General features: G+C 33.2%; 15 protein-coding genes, 1 tRNA gene and 1 other annotated feature. Of the genes, 6 read left to right on the forward strand and 10 right to left on the reverse strand.

The window, feature by feature from the left end:
- Positions 1-30 precede the first annotated feature (30 nt).
- The 4 genes from ACE83Q_RS03455 to ACE83Q_RS03470 all read right to left on the reverse strand — a co-directional run bounded on the left by ACE83Q_RS03455 (position 31) and on the right by ACE83Q_RS03470 (position 4,977).
- A complete protein-coding gene (locus tag ACE83Q_RS03455) occupies positions 31-3,246 on the reverse strand; it encodes a YhgE/Pip family protein (protein WP_409022731.1) in 3,216 nt (1,071 codons plus the stop codon).
- A 163-nt stretch (positions 3,247-3,409) separates the two neighbouring features.
- Positions 3,410-3,769 (reverse strand): hypothetical protein, encoded by a 360-nt coding sequence (locus ACE83Q_RS03460; protein ID WP_409022732.1) that lies wholly within the window; start codon positions 3,767-3,769, stop codon positions 3,410-3,412.
- Positions 3,770-4,092: 323 nt separating this feature from the next.
- Positions 4,093-4,416 carry a hypothetical protein gene (locus ACE83Q_RS03465; protein ID WP_409022733.1) on the reverse strand — a complete coding sequence of 108 codons (324 nt, stop codon included), beginning with the start codon at positions 4,414-4,416 and terminating at the stop codon, positions 4,093-4,095.
- A 114-nt stretch (positions 4,417-4,530) separates the two neighbouring features.
- On the reverse strand, positions 4,531-4,977 hold the full coding sequence (locus ACE83Q_RS03470) for a universal stress protein (protein WP_409022734.1): 447 nt from the start codon (positions 4,975-4,977) through the stop codon (positions 4,531-4,533).
- A 104-nt stretch (positions 4,978-5,081) separates the two neighbouring features.
- Between ACE83Q_RS03470 and ACE83Q_RS03475 the strand changes: the two genes are divergently transcribed.
- The 6 genes from ACE83Q_RS03475 (at position 5,082) to ACE83Q_RS03500 (ending at position 8,006) form a co-directional block, all read left to right on the forward strand.
- Entirely contained in the window at positions 5,082-5,606 is a 525-nt protein-coding gene (locus ACE83Q_RS03475) for a GNAT family N-acetyltransferase (protein ID WP_409022735.1), read from the forward strand.
- 115 nt (positions 5,607-5,721) lie between these two features.
- Positions 5,722-5,970 carry a hypothetical protein gene (locus ACE83Q_RS03480; RefSeq protein ID WP_057973335.1) on the forward strand — a complete coding sequence of 83 codons (249 nt, stop codon included), beginning with the start codon at positions 5,722-5,724 and terminating at the stop codon, positions 5,968-5,970.
- 103 nt (positions 5,971-6,073) lie between these two features.
- Positions 6,074-6,352: a hypothetical protein gene (locus ACE83Q_RS03485; RefSeq protein WP_409022736.1), complete on the forward strand. Its 279-nt coding sequence runs from the start codon at positions 6,074-6,076 to the stop codon at positions 6,350-6,352.
- Between the two features lie 8 nt (positions 6,353-6,360).
- A tRNA-Leu gene (locus ACE83Q_RS03490) sits at positions 6,361-6,444 on the forward strand.
- 296 nt (positions 6,445-6,740) lie between these two features.
- A complete protein-coding gene (locus ACE83Q_RS03495; RefSeq protein ID WP_409022805.1) occupies positions 6,741-7,121 on the forward strand; it encodes a transposase family protein in 381 nt (126 codons plus the stop codon).
- 3 nt (positions 7,122-7,124) lie between these two features.
- On the forward strand, positions 7,125-8,006 hold the full coding sequence (locus ACE83Q_RS03500) for an ISL3 family transposase (RefSeq protein WP_409022737.1): 882 nt from the start codon (positions 7,125-7,127) through the stop codon (positions 8,004-8,006).
- A gap of 175 nt (positions 8,007-8,181) precedes the next feature.
- Here ACE83Q_RS03500 and ACE83Q_RS03505 read toward each other — a convergent pair whose 3' ends face one another.
- From ACE83Q_RS03505 to ACE83Q_RS03530, 6 genes are all read right to left on the reverse strand, one after another.
- Positions 8,182-8,430: a hypothetical protein gene (locus ACE83Q_RS03505; RefSeq protein ID WP_409022738.1), complete on the reverse strand. Its 249-nt coding sequence runs from the start codon at positions 8,428-8,430 to the stop codon at positions 8,182-8,184.
- 969 nt (positions 8,431-9,399) lie between these two features.
- Positions 9,400-10,797 (reverse strand): dipeptidase PepV, encoded by a 1,398-nt coding sequence (gene pepV, locus ACE83Q_RS03510; protein WP_409022739.1) that lies wholly within the window; start codon positions 10,795-10,797, stop codon positions 9,400-9,402.
- A 171-nt stretch (positions 10,798-10,968) separates the two neighbouring features.
- Positions 10,969-11,682: a pseudouridine synthase gene (locus ACE83Q_RS03515; RefSeq protein ID WP_409022740.1), complete on the reverse strand. Its 714-nt coding sequence runs from the start codon at positions 11,680-11,682 to the stop codon at positions 10,969-10,971.
- A 13-nt stretch (positions 11,683-11,695) separates the two neighbouring features.
- Positions 11,696-13,345, reverse strand: a complete 1,650-nt coding sequence (locus ACE83Q_RS03520) for an oligosaccharide flippase family protein (protein ID WP_409022741.1) — start codon at positions 13,343-13,345, stop codon at positions 11,696-11,698.
- Positions 13,346-13,499: 154 nt separating this feature from the next.
- Positions 13,500-15,914, reverse strand: a complete 2,415-nt coding sequence (gene leuS / locus ACE83Q_RS03525) for a leucine--tRNA ligase (protein WP_409022742.1) — start codon at positions 15,912-15,914, stop codon at positions 13,500-13,502.
- A 56-nt stretch (positions 15,915-15,970) separates the two neighbouring features.
- Positions 15,971-16,176 (reverse strand) — a binding site (T-box leader).
- 28 nt (positions 16,177-16,204) lie between these two features.
- Positions 16,205-17,668, reverse strand: coding sequence for an MDR family MFS transporter (locus tag ACE83Q_RS03530; RefSeq protein WP_409022743.1), 1,464 nt, complete (start codon positions 17,666-17,668; stop codon positions 16,205-16,207).
- Between the last annotated feature and the right edge of the window lie 47 nt (positions 17,669-17,715).

A 17,715-nucleotide genomic window follows, 5' to 3' on the forward strand; every position in this document is an offset into this window, starting at 1 on the left:
GTTAATTACTATATCTAATCAACTGTATCTCTATTTTTCTTTTTCAGTTGATACTGTTAATTGTTTACGATTTACAAACGTCCAAACTACACCCAGTACTACGGCTGTAACAAGTAATGCAAGTACTGAACCAATCATACCAGAACCTTGGCTGTTAATTGCATATGTGAAGCCATTTAATACGTGTGTAACAGGTAAGAATTCTGCAAATACTTGATAAGCATTTGATAACATCGTATTTGGAATAACTTGTCCTGTAATCACCAATTGGATGAGTAGTAATGCTAAAGATAAGAGAATACCCATTGTTCCAAGGAGTTCATCAATTACCACACATAAAAGAGTAAAGATTATTCCCGATAAGAACGTAAAGATTACGAAACTAATTGGATGTTCAATTGTTACACTAAAGAATAATGTTAATAAGAGAACTCCTGCTGTTTGAATAACAGAAATAAATAACATTAGGAAAAGGTTCTGTAACCAGTTTTGTGATAATTCATTCTTCTTACGGTATCTGAATAAAATTAATTGAGTTACAATTGCACCGACAAATAATGATAAAACAATCACTAATGGGGCAAATGTATTTTTCAATGTTTTAGCGAGATTGTCACTTTCAGTTTCTGTTTTAACAGGTTCAACGAATTGAGCCACATTTTTTGGTGATGAATTGATATTACCAACCTGTGATGCTCCTGCTGCTAATTTAGTATTTAATAATGTTACACCATCATTAGCTGTATCCAATCCTGATGTTACTTGTTTAGACCCATCAGCTAATTTTTGTGAGCCATCAACTAATTGAGGACTAGCAGCTGCCAATTGTGTATCACCATCTGTTAATTGTGAACTTGCCGCTTTTAACTTTGAACTTCCATCTGTCAATTGTGAACTAGCAGCTGTCAATTGTGTACCACCTGCCATTAATTGTGTACCACCTGCTAATAATTGAGGACTAGCAGCTGTTAATTGTGTACCACCTGCTGTTAGCTGTGTACCACCTGCTAATAATTGAGGACTGGCAGCTGTTAATTGTGTACCACCACTAACAAGCTTATCAGATCCTGCTTTCAATTGTGTGCCACCTGAAACTAGCGTTTGTGTTCCTGCTTCAAGTTGTCCACCTGCTGTAACAAGTTTTTGCGATCCTGCTCTTAAAGCAGTAACACCTGTTATTAAAGTTGGTACATTACTATTTAATTGATTAATACCATCAGTTACTTGTCCTGTTCCTGCTGTATATCCTAAAATACCAGCTGACAATTTGTTAATACTACCCGTCATGATTGAATTCTTAATTGTTGCATTAATTGTTTTTTCACTTGTAACATCAACACCAGCACCATTAACACTAGCATTTAATTTACCAGCAACTTGTGCATTAGCATTTGATGCTATCACTAATGAATCAATTTGATCGCTCAAGTCTTTTGTATCACCTAAAAGACCAATCATTGAATCACTCGTCAATGTATCAGTATTACTCAATAATGCAGTTGCTTGTGTCGAAATTTTAGCAAATTTTTCCAACATGGCTTTAAGATCTACATCACCCATTGTTGATTTAAATTCAGCCATTAAGCCACCTACATCACTCATCACTGCCTCTAACATCGCTTTTGTATCTGTTAAATTTTTACTTACCCCAGTTATATTTGTGCCAACAGTTGTTATTGCTGTATCTGTTTTTGTAATTTGTTGTAAAACAGTGTCTTTTTCTTTTTGGCTCATTGTTGTTGAGTCATTAATCATCGTGCGAACCTTCTTATTAGAAGTCGCTGCCTGACCTTTAGCTAATGTCAAACTAAACATCTTTTGTGTTGTATCCGAATTAATAGCATTCATTTGAGTTTGAACAGTTGTTAATTTATCCCCTGCCGCCATCAATTTTGTTACTAATCCAGGTAATGCTTGTAATGTTTCAATTGATCCTGAAATTTCTTTAAGTTCAGCTTTTAATTCTTTTGATCCCTGTTTTGTATCTTTAATTTGTTGAATTATTTCAGGAATATGATCAATAATTTCGCTACGAGATTTTAATCTTGTTTGAATTTGTGTTACACCAGTTTTAATACCTGTTGAATATGCTGTTAAACCTGCTACCGCCATCGGTAACGATTGGCTTCCTGACATACTTGCAGCTAATGTTTTAGCACCGTTATTTAAATCATTCGAGTTCGAATTTAGTGTAGTTGCACCAGTTGCTAACGTGTCGACCCCAGCAGCTAATGTTGATCCACCAGTTTGCAACGTAGAAAGTCCCGCATCTAATGTTTTATTCCCATCAACATATTGAGTCACACCATTTGATAAGGTTGGTGCACTAGCAACAAGTGTATTAATTCCTGAAGCTAATTGATTATTACCATTCACCAATGTACCTACACCGTTTGTATAAGTATTTACACCATTTGTATAAGTATTTACACCATTAACCAACGTACCTACACCATTTGTATAGGTGCTTACGCCATTAGCATAAGTATTTACACCGTTAACTAACGTACCTACACCATTTGTATAAGTTTTTACACCGTCAGCTAGAGTATCAACCCCAGTTGTATAAGTATTTAGTCCTGTTTTTAATGTCTGATTACCCTTATCAAAGGTCACCATACTTGTTGCCAATGTATTTAAATTTCTAGTAACTTCTTTACTACCATTTTTTAATTTAACAGTTCCTTTATTTAACGTTTTTACACCAGTTGAGGCTTCTTTAACACCTGAACCTAATTGTTTAACGGAACCAAGTAATGCAGAATCATACGCTTTTTGGATATTAGTTAAAACTTGTGATTTCAATTGTTCTGCAACCTGTTTTGTAATCAATTGCGAAACATAGTTATTTGTATCTGATTGTTTTGTTTTTAACAAACTCACTTTTGGCGTTTCATCAAGTGCAGTTGTTGCGTTTTTTGAAAAATTACTTGGTAATGTAACTGACATTGTATAATCGCCTGAATCCAAATGTTTTTTCGCAGTTTCTGCACTAACAAACTCCCATTTGGCTTGTTTATTGGTTTTAAGAATTTTAGTAACTTCCTTACCAACGTCAATTGATTTTCCCTTAAATGATGCTTCTTCATCGTTATTTATAATAGCTACTTTTAAATTTCCTGTGTCCATTTGTTGCTTACTTGAAACTAACTTATAAGTTCCATATGCAATTAAACTTGGAATTAAACATGCAATTGCGATATACGCAACTGACCTCTTATTCTTTGACATAAATTCTTTGAACAAAATTATCCACCCTCTCTTTTTAGTTAATGACCTTAACGATTATTCGTTCCGTTAACCTCATTAACGATATTATGACTATATGTGTTTTTGATTCTTTTGTCAAATAATTTTCTAAAAAATATCCCCACTGTCAGCTAATCAACAGTGGGGATATCATTAAAATTTAATTTTTGATTAAATAGTAATACATGAATTGACCAGGAGCAATTAAGATTAACCCTGCAAATTGCATGACATAAATCAATAAGCGAGTTAAATTTTCAGTTGATACCTTACGTGTATTCATTTCTTGTCTAGAGTGTGGTTCCTCTGCCTCGTCAATTTTAACTTTTTGCACTAATTTTTTATTTAATCCGTTTAATTCAAGATTATATGGATAAAAAGTTAAAAAATTCAAAATCAAATAATAATTAATTAATAATCGCCAATTAGATGGACCTATCATATTTCCAATTGCTAAAAGAATAATTAAAGGCACTAATCCCTTTAACAAGGAAATTGAATAATATTTAAATCGTTTCACAATAACCCTCCAGGAATTTCGCTTATTTCTAGAATATCATAGTTACTCAAAAATATTGGTGCTTAGTGAGAACCTTTACTATTTATTAACCATTAATTTAAAGAATCTGTTATACCACGCTAAACTCCTTTTTATAAAGTTAGTCATCTGGATGACATCACTACACATATGAAGTTCTCTATAAGATCAGCTAACATGTCACAACATTTATTCATTTTAAAAAAAATAAGCCTATCCCAAATATTAAGTTCCTCAAAAATTAGGTTACTTATACCTAACTTTTGTGAATTCTTTAATTCAAGATATAGACTCTTCATACAACATTAATTATCTAATAATAACAGCTTATTAACTCTAATTCTTGAACGGTTCACAGCAATCATTGTTACGACATAAAGTGTTACAAAATAACTCGTTTCTATTGTTGTTCCAATAAAAGCACAAACGAGAGCTAAAAAGAACATTGCATTGCCAAGTACTTGCCATTTTCGTTTCTCAATTGCGTAGTCTGCTAATATTTTAGTCTCTTCAGGACCTAGTGAGTCCACAGTTCTAACATTAGCTTGCCGCACTTTAGTTAATTGTAGAGACAACTTAACATTATAAATAATCAAAATTGCCATAACTAAATATAAACCTATTTCCACCAGTACCCCTTCTCTCTTTTAATCTAATATGACTATTTTTTAATTCATTTTTACTTTATACTGAGTTAGTCCTATAAATAATAAAAGAGTTGCTAAATTACGCAACCCTCTTTATTATTTAACAACTAAGACATCACAAGGTGCTAAACGAGTAACGTAATTTGTAACTGCACCCATTAACATTCTTTCCACTGCCTTCAAGCCAGATTGACCCATAATAATTAAATCTGAATGATGATCTTCAATAAAATCTTTGGCAATTACTGTTTTAGGACTACCAAAACGAATATGAATATCAACATCTGTAAACCCATTTTTTACAATATCTTCTTTTAATTCATTCATATATGCTTCTGTATCTTCAAAAGTTTGATAGACGATTGAACCGCCACCATCCATCATCCCTGAAAAACTTACAGAAAATTGACGCGTATCAATTACGTTTAAAATATCTAAATGCGCATGGTTTGCTTTAGCACTTTCTACTGCACGATTTAATGCTTTTTCAGCTGAATCTGATCCATCAACTGGGACTAAAATATTTTTATATTCTTGTTCCATATTTGCCACCCCATATCTTTTATTTGTAGTTACAGTATATCATTAAAATTGTATTAGATGTTAGCGTTTTACCTACAAAATTTGAAATAAAGAAGGTTTTCAGTATGTTATTAAAAAGGATTTCTATTTTTAGTGCCCCCTACTTGGTTCGAGAGTTAACCGAAAAAGATCTATCTCAAATGTTAGAATTAGAAAAAAGTCAATCCACTTACCTAAAACTCCAAGGTAAACAAAATTTAACTATTGAAGAAATAAAATCTGATTTAACTTCGATCCCGCTGTCAGTTAAAAGTGAACAAAAATGGACACTGGGCTTCTTTAAAGCAGATAAATTAGTAGCCATGATCGATTTTTTAACAGATTATCCTGAAGTTCAATCTATTTGGATTGGTCTATTACTGGTTTCGAAAAATGAAGAACAACAAGGTATCGCAACACATTTATTAAAAGCTCTGTTTAAATCTTTTAAATCTGAACAGTTTACCAATGTACAGATGCTAAAATACGAACAAGAAGAAGTAAATCAAAAATTATTGGGAAAATTTAATTTTACTGATAAACAATCGCTAATCTTAAAAAGCCATGATGGAGTCGACATCCCTGCAATACTTTCAAAATTAGATTTATAAAGCAAAATTATTATCTAATTTTCTTAATAACATTTTTTATCTTTTTTCATTTCCTATGATTTTAGTCATCTAGGTGTTATGATTAATATAGTAAGAAACTGGAGGAAGAAAACATATGAGCAAAAATTTATTAGCAGATCTTGAGAAAAACTTCATCACAAGCGATGAAACTTCTAAAACATTTAAGGTTCCAAGCAAAAAGGAAGATCTAACAATAAAGATTGACAATGATATTTTTGAAAAAGTTTCTAAAGATGACGAAAAATTAGAACGTTTAATCAAAAATTTACTTAAATTCAGTTCAAAGAGTAAGGCTAAAGAATTAATTTCAATTAATAAGCGTAACTACCGTATCTTCATGTAACCTACAAAACTAGCCTAGTTGAGACTAACTCTTGAGGCTAGTTTTTTTAATCCTTGTCAATCTAGCATTTTTATTTTAAACTATTACTCAAGGAGTGATTTATATGTTCTTAACAACCGGAGATGTTAACCGTTCTTACGCAATTAAAGGCATCGTTAATGCGACAGCCAAGATTGTACTAGAAGCTGATGAAATTGATCGCGTGGATGATTTTGATACCTTATATGACCGTGTCCAAGCAGAGCTAGCAGAACGCGCAATTAATAAAGGTGGCGACGGAATTATTAACGTGCATTTCGAACCACAAACTGTTCGTGTAACAATTGCTCCAAGATTTCTAGTTCTACATGGTTATGGTACTGTTATTGAATTTTCAAAATAATTTATTATGCGCTTGTGGCGGAACTGGCAGACGCGCAGCGTTCAGATCGCTGTTTGGGTTTCCAAGTGCAGGTTCGATTCCTGTCAGGCGCATAGTTGAGTTTCGCCGGTTATCATATATTGTCATAACCCTTGATAAATCAACATTTTAAGAAAAATAGTATTCATCAAGTATCATATATTTTCATTCAAAGTGAGTCACGTGTGAGTCATCAAATTAAATAAGTTTGCAGGGCATAAAAACACCAAATTTTGTTGGTGTTTTTTTATATGTCTTTAACCTACTTGGTATATTCAGTTAGATAAGAAGTGTATAAACAAAAAGGACATGCCCCTCATCCTTATGCTACAATATCGTCGTCTAAAACTAATTGAAAGCGGTGAATGGCATGTCCCTTACCTGTATTGTACAAGATTTACTCCTAAATGAGGAGCCTAATTTAGAATTTCCTACCAATTATTATGAAGAATCTCCAAAAGTTATTAGAATCTTTGCTAAATTAACTTATAAATTAACCGTTTGTCATCAATGTCACCATCGTTCAGTGATTAAATATGGCTTTAAAACCGTTCACCTTCGGTTTACACCTATCAATGATAAACCAACCATTCTTTACTTACGAAAACAGCGTTTTATGTGTCACCATTGTAATCATACCTGGTTAGCACGCACTTCTCTAGCTGATTTCCGCTGCCAGATTTCTAATCGACTTAAACGGTCATTCATTAATCCTTTGTCGACTGATCGTAATCTTAATGAAATTGCGTAAACGATGAATGTCTCGCCAGTTACTATCAACCGGACGGTTGATGCCTTACATCATCAGCTCGTTAACTATGCACCAAAACTCCCGACTGCTCTCTCGTTTGATGAAGTTCGAACGACCAACCATCAAATGAGTTTTATTGCGATTGATGCTCAGACGAGTAAAATCAGTACGTTTTTACCGGGCCGAAAATCCCAAGATGTTATCAGTTACTTTGAACGTCACTACAGTTTAACTGAAAGACAAGCCGTTAAATCAATTGTCATCGGCTTCAATGCCGCTTACCAATCTTTTATTAAACGCGTCTTTCCAAACGCAATTGTCGTTGCGGATCGGTTCCATCTCGTTCAAATGTTAGAACGCGTTATTAATCAGGCACGTGTTCAATTAATGCGTCAATACGACTCTAAAAGCTATGAATATCGGCTCTTAAAACATCATTGGAAGCTATTTTTAAAGCATCCTAACGCTTTAGAAACTAAGAAACCTCAATGGTTTACACATTTAAGGAATCATTTAACCCAAGAACAACTTATTGAAACGGCACTTGGTTTTAATCAAGAATTCGCCGTGGTTTACGCAACCTGTCACGGCATTATTGATGCCTTAAAATTAGGCCAAAACTCACAAGTAACGGACCTTATTAACCATTCGCAAACTGTAAATATTGGTTTATCAACCGTCTTAAGTACGCTCAAAAAGAACCTAAAAGCAGTATGCGAGGCGATTTGTTCACTACTTTCAAACGGTCGGATTGAAGGTGTTAATCGAAAGATCAAACAAATCATTCGAACTGCTTACGGTTATCGAAATTGGCAACACCTGCGCGATCGTATCATGATTGAATTCTCATTAAAAACAAAAAAAGAAAGACCAATTCGAAAATGAATTGATCTTTCTAAAATTTATTCACCAACACTCGTTGACATAGAGCCTTAGTTTCCTTTGCAATTAAGAAGGTCTAGATGTTTAATCTTAAAAAATAAACTTGTAACTCTGGTAGTATAAATTCTAAAGATCTACCAAAAATCTATATTAGATTTTTGACAAACTGAATCGGTATTTATTTTTTTAATCTTTTATATATAAATAAATAGCCTAGTTCATAGATGATAAAAGCACTCACAATATAAATCTCATTCAAGCCAGTACTTTTTCTATAAGGCATGGCTACAACCATTATTATTAATATTATTACGTACGTAACAAGCATAAAATAATTTAAATGGTGTCGTTCTAACCATTGGCGTGAAGGAAAGAAAAATGTTATTAATATCGCGATAATTAACCCAATAATTTGTTGTATTTGCATTAGTTCATCTCCTTAAAGGTAAATAAAAACAATCGTATGTGCTGTCCAATAAGCAACGGTATCATTAAAATGTAAATATTTAACTAATGCATTTCTCAGTCCAGTTTCTATATATCCCTCAAAATTTGTTAAATAACATTGATACACATTCATATCTACGCTTTATTTATGTAGTTGTTTAATGTCTAAGTTTTAAGACCAACTTATCGTAGTTAGTTATACTACATATTCAGTTTAACGACTAGCTCTTTTTAATTTATTTATATCCTCTATTTATTAATTTTCTTTGTAGTCAACTCTTTGAGTTTAGCAGAATTGCTATTAACATATATGTAACATAAGGTTCATTTTTTTCAAAATAGGATCAATCTTTATGATAAAAATTTATAAATATTGAAATAATTATTAGTAGTATTCCAAATATAATCGTTATAAGTATAGCTTGCAAAAAATCAGAACTAATTCCTAGTGACGAGAACAAAGTAGAGTGATTTCCTATCCTCTTGATACATTATCTACTACTAACTTCATTTGCCCACCTCTTAAAAGTGACTATTTTCCGTTCTATCTACGAACAAATTGAATATAATCTGATACAAAGTAAACTAAAAACAAACTTTTAACCAGAATTATTATAACACCATGTCAATCGCTTACATAATATTTTGAAGTTTTGATTCAAATATTGTGACGAAGACTGAAAATACGTTTCTACTGATACCATACTATTTACTAACATGCGCCTTTAATTTCGTTCCCATTAACTATGTTTAAACGGTTTAAATTTTGTATTCAAGTGGAAATGTAATCATAAAAATACCCCTAACGTTTTTCAACATTAGAGGTATAAATCACATTTATTTTTTTACAAAAGATTACACACTAAGGATACTTAAAAGATGATAAATCTTTTAAAAAAAGCCATCCGAAATGTATATTAGCATCATACAAGTACATGAAATTAATTATTTACTTGATCAATTCGTATATCCCTTCAGCATATATGGCAGCAGCCTTAAATACGTCATCTAAAGGAATAAATTCATTGGCCTGATGCATTGTATCAGGTACACCTGGGAACATTGCGCCAAATGCAACACCACGTTTTAGGAGACGACCGTATGTCCCACCACCAACGACTAAGCCTTCAGCTTTTTCGCCAGTTTGTTTCGTATAAACACCTAATAATGTTTTAACCAAAGGATCTTCTGGTGAAACGTAATGAGGTCCTTGTAACCTACCTGCTTCAATTGCAACATTCATTTCATTTGTTACATTTTCAAGACCACGTTTAATATCTACTTCCGTCATACCTTTAGGGAAGCGGAAATTCAAGGCAATTTGTCCACCTTTATCAGCTTTAAACGTGAAAATTCCAGAATTCATCGTTAAATCACCCATGATATCATCAGTAAAGGCAATACTAAAGTTGTTCATACGTGAATCTCTGTGTAAGTAATCAGCAGCCAAACGAAGATAGTTAGCAGCATCCCCACCAAAATTAAATTGGTTCAAGAATAATGCCAAGAAAGTTCCGGCATTTTCTCCATTTTTAGGTTCTTGTGCATGGGCTGCTTTTCCTACCATTGAGATAGTCACAATATCATTATTGCGTTCCATTTTACCTGTAACAATATTAGCAGCAATAAAATCGTTAAATACTTCTTCCATCTCAGCACCGTATTCTGTTTTAATAACAGCTTTAGCATCGCGAGGAACCATATTTTCACGGAGGCCAGCATCAAATTCAAGCAATTGATCCTTATCTCCATTTGATCCTTTAAAGTTTAAGAAGTAAGTAATATTTCCCTTTTCACCATTAATAATTGGGAAAAATGCATCTGGTGAAAATCCAAAATCAGGTTCAGGCATATTTTCAAGGTAATGAGTCATTCCTCTCCAACCACTTTCTTCATCCGTTCCAATAATAAATCGAACTTTTTTAGAAACTGGCAATCCTAATTCTTGAATGATTTTTAAACCATAATATGCAGCCATTCCTGGTCCTTTATCATCTGAGGCACCACGAGCATAAATTCGACCGTCTTTCACAACTGGTGTAAATGGATCAGTATCCCAACCGTTACCGGCAGGCATGACATCAACGTGAGCTAAGATACCTAACGTTTCATCTCCTTCACCAAATTCGATATGTCCGGCTAAACCATCAAGGTTTAATGTTTCAAAACCATCACGCGTTCCAATTTCTAAGAATTTATCTAACCCAGCTTTAGGTCCTGGACCTAAAGGTGCTTCAGTTGTTGCAATTGATTCATCACGAACACTTTCAATTTTTAACATTGCAAATAAATCTTCTAATAAGGCGTCTTGACGCTTTTCAACTTCTGCTTTCCAATCTATACTCATTTGAATTCCTCCTAAAATATTAGTAAGCCCATTTTATCACAAAATTTTAATAATCGGTATTTAAAAGCGTATTCGGTTAGATATATTGATAGACCTTACTATATCAATAAAGGAATATCAAAAACAAATAAAATAATAAAAAAATTGCTGGCTAGTTATGCCAACAATTTTCTATTTGATTGATTCAATTTCTTCATCTGTTAAAGCACGATAGCGGCCTAACGATAGCGTTGGTTCTAACTCTAAAGTAGCCATTTTTTTACGTTCAAGTCTGATAACTTTCATACCGATAGCTCCAAACATTCGTTTGATTTGATGATACTTGCCTTCAGTAATAGTAATTAAAACTTCTGAGATATTTGAATCGCTATTATAAGATTCAACAATTAATTTTGCAGGTTTAGTTTGCATCCCATCTTTTAATAGCAATCCGGTTTCAAACTTAATCACATCGTCAGTAGTCACTTGCCCATCAACTTTAGCAAAGTATACTTTATCGATATGCTGTTTTGGCGACAACATCTGATGACCTAATTGCCCATCATTTGTAATAAGCAATAGTCCAGTTGTATCCTTATCCAACCGTCCAACTGGAAATAAATCATCGCGATAATCGACGCTGTTGAACAAATCCATCACTGTCTTTTGTTTTCTATCTTTAGTTGCCGTTAACACACCCGCCGGTTTATTTAAAAGATAATAATAATATTTTTGATAGTGAATTACATCACCATCAACCTGAATAACCGATTTTGATGGACTAACCTGAAGTTTAATGCTAGTGATTAACTCGCCATCAACAATCACTTTCTTCTGTTTAATAATTTTTCGAACATCACTTCTTGTACCAAATTGCATTTCCGTCAAAAATTTATCAATTCTCATTTTAAATTAAACCTCACTTAATTCTCAATCTACGGCGTAATCCAGCAACACGTTCGCCCAATATTTTGTCGGCTAATCTTGTTTTTAAACTGAAGTAAATATACATATAACCACCTAATCCAGCGGCAACAATAATTGTGATAATTGCGCTAATTCGGCTGTCTATTGGTAAAAATAGATAAGCAACTTTCACCACTATAAATGCAGCAAAAAATGTTATTAGTGCATAAAGCATCATTTTATTTAATCTTGTTTGTATTAATTTTACATTTAAATGGAACATTTTGTGTAATGAGCGAATCATTAGCCATGAACTTATACCCATCCCGATTCCTGTAGCTGCTAATGGCCCAAAGGCACCTAGCCAAGCTACTAATGGATATTGAACAATCAACTTAACTACCACTCCAACGATGAAATATATAATTGCTTTTTGATTTTGATAAACACCTTGTAAAATAGCAGAAACAACTGTAAATAATCCTAAGAAGATTGATTCATACGCTGAAAATTGTAAAACATAGATTCCAACTGGATCATACCCATAGAAAATAACATATAGTGGGTGAGCAACAGCTGCCATCCCTAAAGCACAAGGTAACATTACAAAAAAGAATAATTGTAAGGTATCAGAAGTTTGTTCACTCAGAGCTTTTTTATCATTTCTTGTGTATGCCTCAGATAATAACGGAATAGCTGTAATAGACATGGCAGACGCAATAGAAATAATAATCATAACTAATTTATTAGCATTAAAACTAAATAATGCCCACAGTTCATTTTGAATTGTTCGTGAATAGTTTGTAACGTGACTCATAATCCCAAAGAATGTGTACTGATCAATCAATCCAAAAATCGTAATAGCAGCACCAATAATAATAAAAGGAATAGATTCCCTGATAACTTCTTTAATAATTTGTTTGGTAGAAATTGTTACCTTATTATCACTATTGGCAACTAATCGATCCAATTCTGGTTTTCGACGATAAAAATACCACACTAAAACTAGCATTCCGCCTAAGGCCCCAATAAAAGCCGCAAAAGTTGACTGCGTTACACCTGTGATATAGCTACCATGACTAATTTTCATGATGATAAAAGTTGCGGCAAGCATATAAATAACTCGAGCAATTTGTTCAAAGAACTGTGAAATTGCTGACGGAGCCATCTCCTGATAGCCTTGAAAAAAGCCTCGTATTAAACTCATCATAGGAATAATCAATAATGCCCAAGATAAGGATCTAAAGACTGGAATCACATTCTTATCACCACTTGTAATGTATGGTGCAATAATCCATAATATTACTGCGCAGACTACACCCATAATAGCCATTAAGGCCATACCATATTTAAATAGGCGTCTTCCAATACCATATTCATTTTGTGCATTGTAATGCGCAACCTGCTTAGCTACGGCTGAAGGAACACCAGCAACAGCAATCATTAGGAAGAAACTATAAACGTTATAACCCATACTATAAAGTGCATTAGCTTGCAATCTATCTGGTCCCAACCACATATTCCATGGAATAATATAAATAGCCCCTAAAACTCTTGAAAAAATACTACCAGCAGTCATCCAAGCTGATCCTTGCAACATCTTTTGTTTAGCGTCATTTTGTTCAGAAGCTGCTTGGCCCTCTACTTCGATATCTTCATTCATTACTTTTGTACCCTACTTTCTGATCATACTTAATCTTACCATTTTATAGCTTTTAAAATTCAGTTGCAATTTATTTTTTAAATTTTAATCAAAAATAAATAGGAACCACAAAATATCGAAAATTTTGTAGTCCCTATTTACTTAAATTAAAGCTTTAATTTGCGACAATATTAACTAACTTACCAGGGACAGCAATTACTTTTCGAATTGTTTTACCTTCAAGTTCTTCCTTAATTTTGCCATCATTCAGAGCCATTTTTTCTAATTCATCTTTAGTTGCATCTTTTGAAACTACACTATGTTGACGTACTTTACCATTTACTTGTAAGACGATTTCAACTGTATTTTCAACAAGTTTACTTTCATCAAACATTGGCCATGCAGCATAACTAATTGATTCCTTATGTCCTAACAACGACCAAACTTCTTCAGCCATGTGTGGCGCTATTGGTGCAATCAATTGAATAAATCCTTCAATTTGTTCTTTAGCTAACGATTTAACTTTATAAGCTTCATTAACAAAAATCATCAATTGTGAAATAGCTGTATTAAAATGAAGTGCTTCGTAATCTTCAGTTACTTTTTTTACTGTTTGATTATAAATCTTATCAAGTTCACCATCATTTTTATCAACAATAGCTGCGCTAATTTGATTATCTTCATCCATAATTAAACGCCAAATACGTTCAATAAATTTATGCGATCCATTTAACCCATCTTCACTCCAAGCAATTGAGGCATCTAATGGTCCCATAAACATTTCGTAAAGACGTAAAGTATCCGCACCAAAACGTTCAACAATATCATCTGGATTAACCACGTTACCTTTAGACTTAGACATTTTTTCATGATTATCGCCCAAAATCATTCCTTGATTAACTAATTTTTGGAATGGTTCTTTTGTAGGTACAACGCCAATATCGTATAAGAATTTATGCCAGAATCTTGCATATAGCAAATGTAGCACAGCATGTTCTGCACCGCCAACATAAACGTCAACAGGTAACCATTCTTCCAACTTTTTACGATCAGCAAGTTCATTAGGGTTATGTGGGTCAATAAAACGAACAAAGTACCATGAACTACCAGCCCATTGTGGCATCGTATTCGTTTCACGTTTACCTTTACGCCCATTTTCATCGACAACATTAATCCAGTCAGTTAAATTAGCTAAAGGACTCTCACCTGTCCCAGATGGTTTAATATCTGTTGCTTCGGGTAATTCAAGTGGTAATTGGTCTACAGGGACCGTTGTTGTTTCGCCATCTTCCCAATGAATAATAGGAATTGGTTCACCCCAATATCGTTGTCTTGAAAATAACCAATCACGTAATTTATAATTCGTTTTCTTTTCGCCAATATTATTATCTTCCATCCAAGCAATGGCTTTTTCGATAGCATCAGCTTTCTCTAATCCATTTAAAAAACCAGAATTAATATATTTACCAGGAACAGTATTTGCTTCATCAATTATTTCAGGTCCTTCTATAACAGGTAAAATATCCAATCCATATTTAGTTGCAAATTCGAAGTCTCTTTCATCATGTGCAGGTACTGCCATAACAGCGCCAGTTCCATACGATGCTAGAACATAATCAGCAATCCAAATTTGTAATTTTTTACCATTTACAGGATTTATGGCGTAAGAACCGGTAAATACCCCAGTTTTATCTTTAGCTAAGTCAGTTCTCTCTAAATCTGATTTAACTTCTATTTCTTTTTGATAAGCTTTAACTGCCTCTTTTTGAGAGTCAATAGTAATTTTATCAATTATATCTAATTCTGGTGCGACAATAATATAAGAAACACCATAAATAGTTTCAGGACGTGTCGTAAAGACTTCAACTTTCAAGTCATCATGTTGATCGATTTTGAAGTTAACGCTAGCTCCAGTTGATTTACCAATCCAATTTCTTTGTTGCTCTTTAATACTATCTGGCCAATCTAAATCATCTAAATCTGAAAGTAAGCGATCTGCATAAGCTGTAATTTTTAAGACCCATTGACGCATTGGTTTTCTGACAATTGGGTACCCGCCACGTTCCGTTTTACCATCAATAACTTCTTCATTAGCAACAACAGTTCCTAAATCAGGACTCCAGTTAACGGCAACTTCATCTTCGTATGCTAAACCTTTTTCATATAATTTTTCAAAAATCCATTGTGTCCATTTATAATAATCCGGATCAGTTGTATTTAACTCACGACTCCAGTCATATGAAAGTCCCAAGGATTTAATTTGGCGCCTGAAATTATCAGTATTGGTTTTAGTAAATGCTTTAGGGCTATGTCCAGTATCAAGTGCATACTGTTCAGCTGGAAGACCAAAGGCATCCCATCCCATTGGATGTAAGACATTAAATCCTTGCATTCTCTTCATTCGAGCCAAAATATCTGTAGCCGTGAAACCTTCTGGATGTCCAACATGAAGACCTTGTCCAGATGGATACGGGAACATATCTAATGCATAATAATTTTTCTTTTCAGGATTTTCAGTAGTTTTAAATGTCTGATTATCATCCCAAAATGCTTGCCATTTTTGTTCGATTTCTTTATGGTTATATGCCATGTGTATTACTTCCTTTCTGATTATATATACAAAAAAATCCTATAGAAGATAAACTTCTATAGGACGAATTTTCCGCGGTACCACCTATTATTCCAGTATAAAATACTGACTCTCTTTCATAACGTGAAATAACGTTCGCACCTACTACCGTTCAGTGAGAAAACTCAAGGATGAGTTCAAATAACCAACAATGTATATTTCCACTCCCATATACTCGCTGAAATAATTAGTTACTTTACTAGTTCCTCTTAATCGTTTTATATTATTTTCAGTGTAGCAAATGAACCCTGTTATTGCAAATAATCTTTAGTCTTTTTATCGAATAAATTAATAATAATTGCAAGAATTACAATAAAAATACCTGCTATATATATTCCATGAAGACCTTGATACAAAGCTTCACGTAATTTTGGTATTAAATGTTGTGGTAGTTGATTAGCTGTTTGCGGATTAATTAAAATATCCATCATGCTGTCCTTTGTTCCAGGTGTTTTTACTATTTCCTTATGCATTTGTGTATTAAATATGATACCAAAGACTGAAATCATTAATGTTTGTCCTAATGTACGACTTAAAGTATTAAATGATGTAGCCACACCTACATCAGCCTGCGGTACTAAACTCTGTGCAGTAACTGTCGTAGTTGTAATGGTAATCCCAAATCCAATCCCTAGTACAGCCGAAATGATAAAGAAAAGATAAAAAGGTGTATTTATAGGTAAAGAACCTAGTGCAATGGCACCCACTAAAATAAAAAATAGACTAATAGATAAAACTTTTTTTGGTGTCCAAGCTGCCATCATACTTCCAGCAAAAAAGGAACCAGCTATCCATAAAATAGAACTGGGTGTTACTGCAAATCCTGCCATTGATGCTTTTAATCCCAATATTCCTTGGGTCCATGTGGGAATATAAACTTCAAATCCAATTAAAAATCCAGATATTAATGCTGCTACTACATTCTGAATCACAAATGTTCTATTATTAAAAAGTTTCAATGAAATAATTGGATCTTCAACTCTTTTTTCCCATTGAATAAATAATAAAAGCGATATAATAAATATAAAGAAAGAAATTAAAACAATTAGGTCTATACCATCATCGCCCCAACGTTGAAAACTATATAAAATAGATAAAATACTAAGCATTAATAATATACTGCCTAAAAAATCTATTTTTGAACTCATAATTCTTCGCTTTTCTTTGAAAAAGATCTGTATCATTGCTATCGTCACTAACCCAATAGGTAAATTAATGAAAAATACCCAGTGCCAATTAAGATGATCAACGATGAAGCCACCTAACAATGGTGCAACTATTGACGCTATACCCCAAGCAGATCCATTTAATCCCATTATTTTAGCACGTTTGTCCACAGAATAAATATCAGCAATTATAGTAAATGACACTGGCATTATAGCACCCGCCCCGATGCCTTGAATAGCACGTGAAATAATTAAAGTGGCCATACTATTGGAAAATCCACAGAGAGTTGAACCAACCAAAAATATAACAAGACCAAAAATAAAAACTGGTTTACGGCCTAAAACATCTGCGAGTTTACCGTATATTGGTGTCATCATGGCATTAGTTAATAAATAAATTGAAAAGACCCAATTCATTAATGAAACACCATGAAGTTCACCAACAATAGTTGGCATAGCTGTTGAAACAATTGTTCCTTCAACGGCTGTTAAAAATGTTGCTACAAATATAGCAATTGTAACTAATTTTACATTTGTTTTTGAATTCATAAAGTACCTCCTAAATAAAAAATGACTTTATTAAAATGATATTTAAT

This window comes from Dellaglioa kimchii (genome assembly GCF_046115505.1).
GTDB classification, from domain to species: Bacteria; Bacillota; Bacilli; order Lactobacillales; family Lactobacillaceae; genus Dellaglioa; species Dellaglioa kimchii.

Bases quoted from the DNA above. Each gene is read 5' to 3' on its own strand.
- ACE83Q_RS03515 (WP_409022740.1), bottom strand. From the start codon at position 11,682: ATGAGAATTGATAAATTTTTGACGGAAATGCAATTTGGTACAAGAAGT.
- ACE83Q_RS03495 (WP_409022805.1), top strand. From the start codon at position 6,741: ATGTCCCTTACCTGTATTGTACAAGATTTACTCCTAAATGAGGAGCCT.
- ACE83Q_RS03530 (WP_409022743.1), bottom strand. From the start codon at position 17,668: ATGAATTCAAAAACAAATGTAAAATTAGTTACAATTGCTATATTTGTA.
- ACE83Q_RS03505 (WP_409022738.1), bottom strand. From the start codon at position 8,430: ATGCAAATACAACAAATTATTGGGTTAATTATCGCGATATTAATAACA.
- ACE83Q_RS03480 (WP_057973335.1), top strand. From the start codon at position 5,722: ATGAGCAAAAATTTATTAGCAGATCTTGAGAAAAACTTCATCACAAGC.
- ACE83Q_RS03470 (WP_409022734.1), bottom strand. From the start codon at position 4,977: ATGGAACAAGAATATAAAAATATTTTAGTCCCAGTTGATGGATCAGAT.
- ACE83Q_RS03500 (WP_409022737.1), top strand. From the start codon at position 7,125: ATGAATGTCTCGCCAGTTACTATCAACCGGACGGTTGATGCCTTACAT.
- ACE83Q_RS03485 (WP_409022736.1), top strand. From the start codon at position 6,074: ATGTTCTTAACAACCGGAGATGTTAACCGTTCTTACGCAATTAAAGGC.
- ACE83Q_RS03475 (WP_409022735.1), top strand. From the start codon at position 5,082: ATGTTATTAAAAAGGATTTCTATTTTTAGTGCCCCCTACTTGGTTCGA.
- ACE83Q_RS03520 (WP_409022741.1), bottom strand. From the start codon at position 13,345: ATGAATGAAGATATCGAAGTAGAGGGCCAAGCAGCTTCTGAACAAAAT.
- leuS (WP_409022742.1), bottom strand. From the start codon at position 15,914: ATGGCATATAACCATAAAGAAATCGAACAAAAATGGCAAGCATTTTGG.
- pepV (WP_409022739.1), bottom strand. From the start codon at position 10,797: ATGAGTATAGATTGGAAAGCAGAAGTTGAAAAGCGTCAAGACGCCTTA.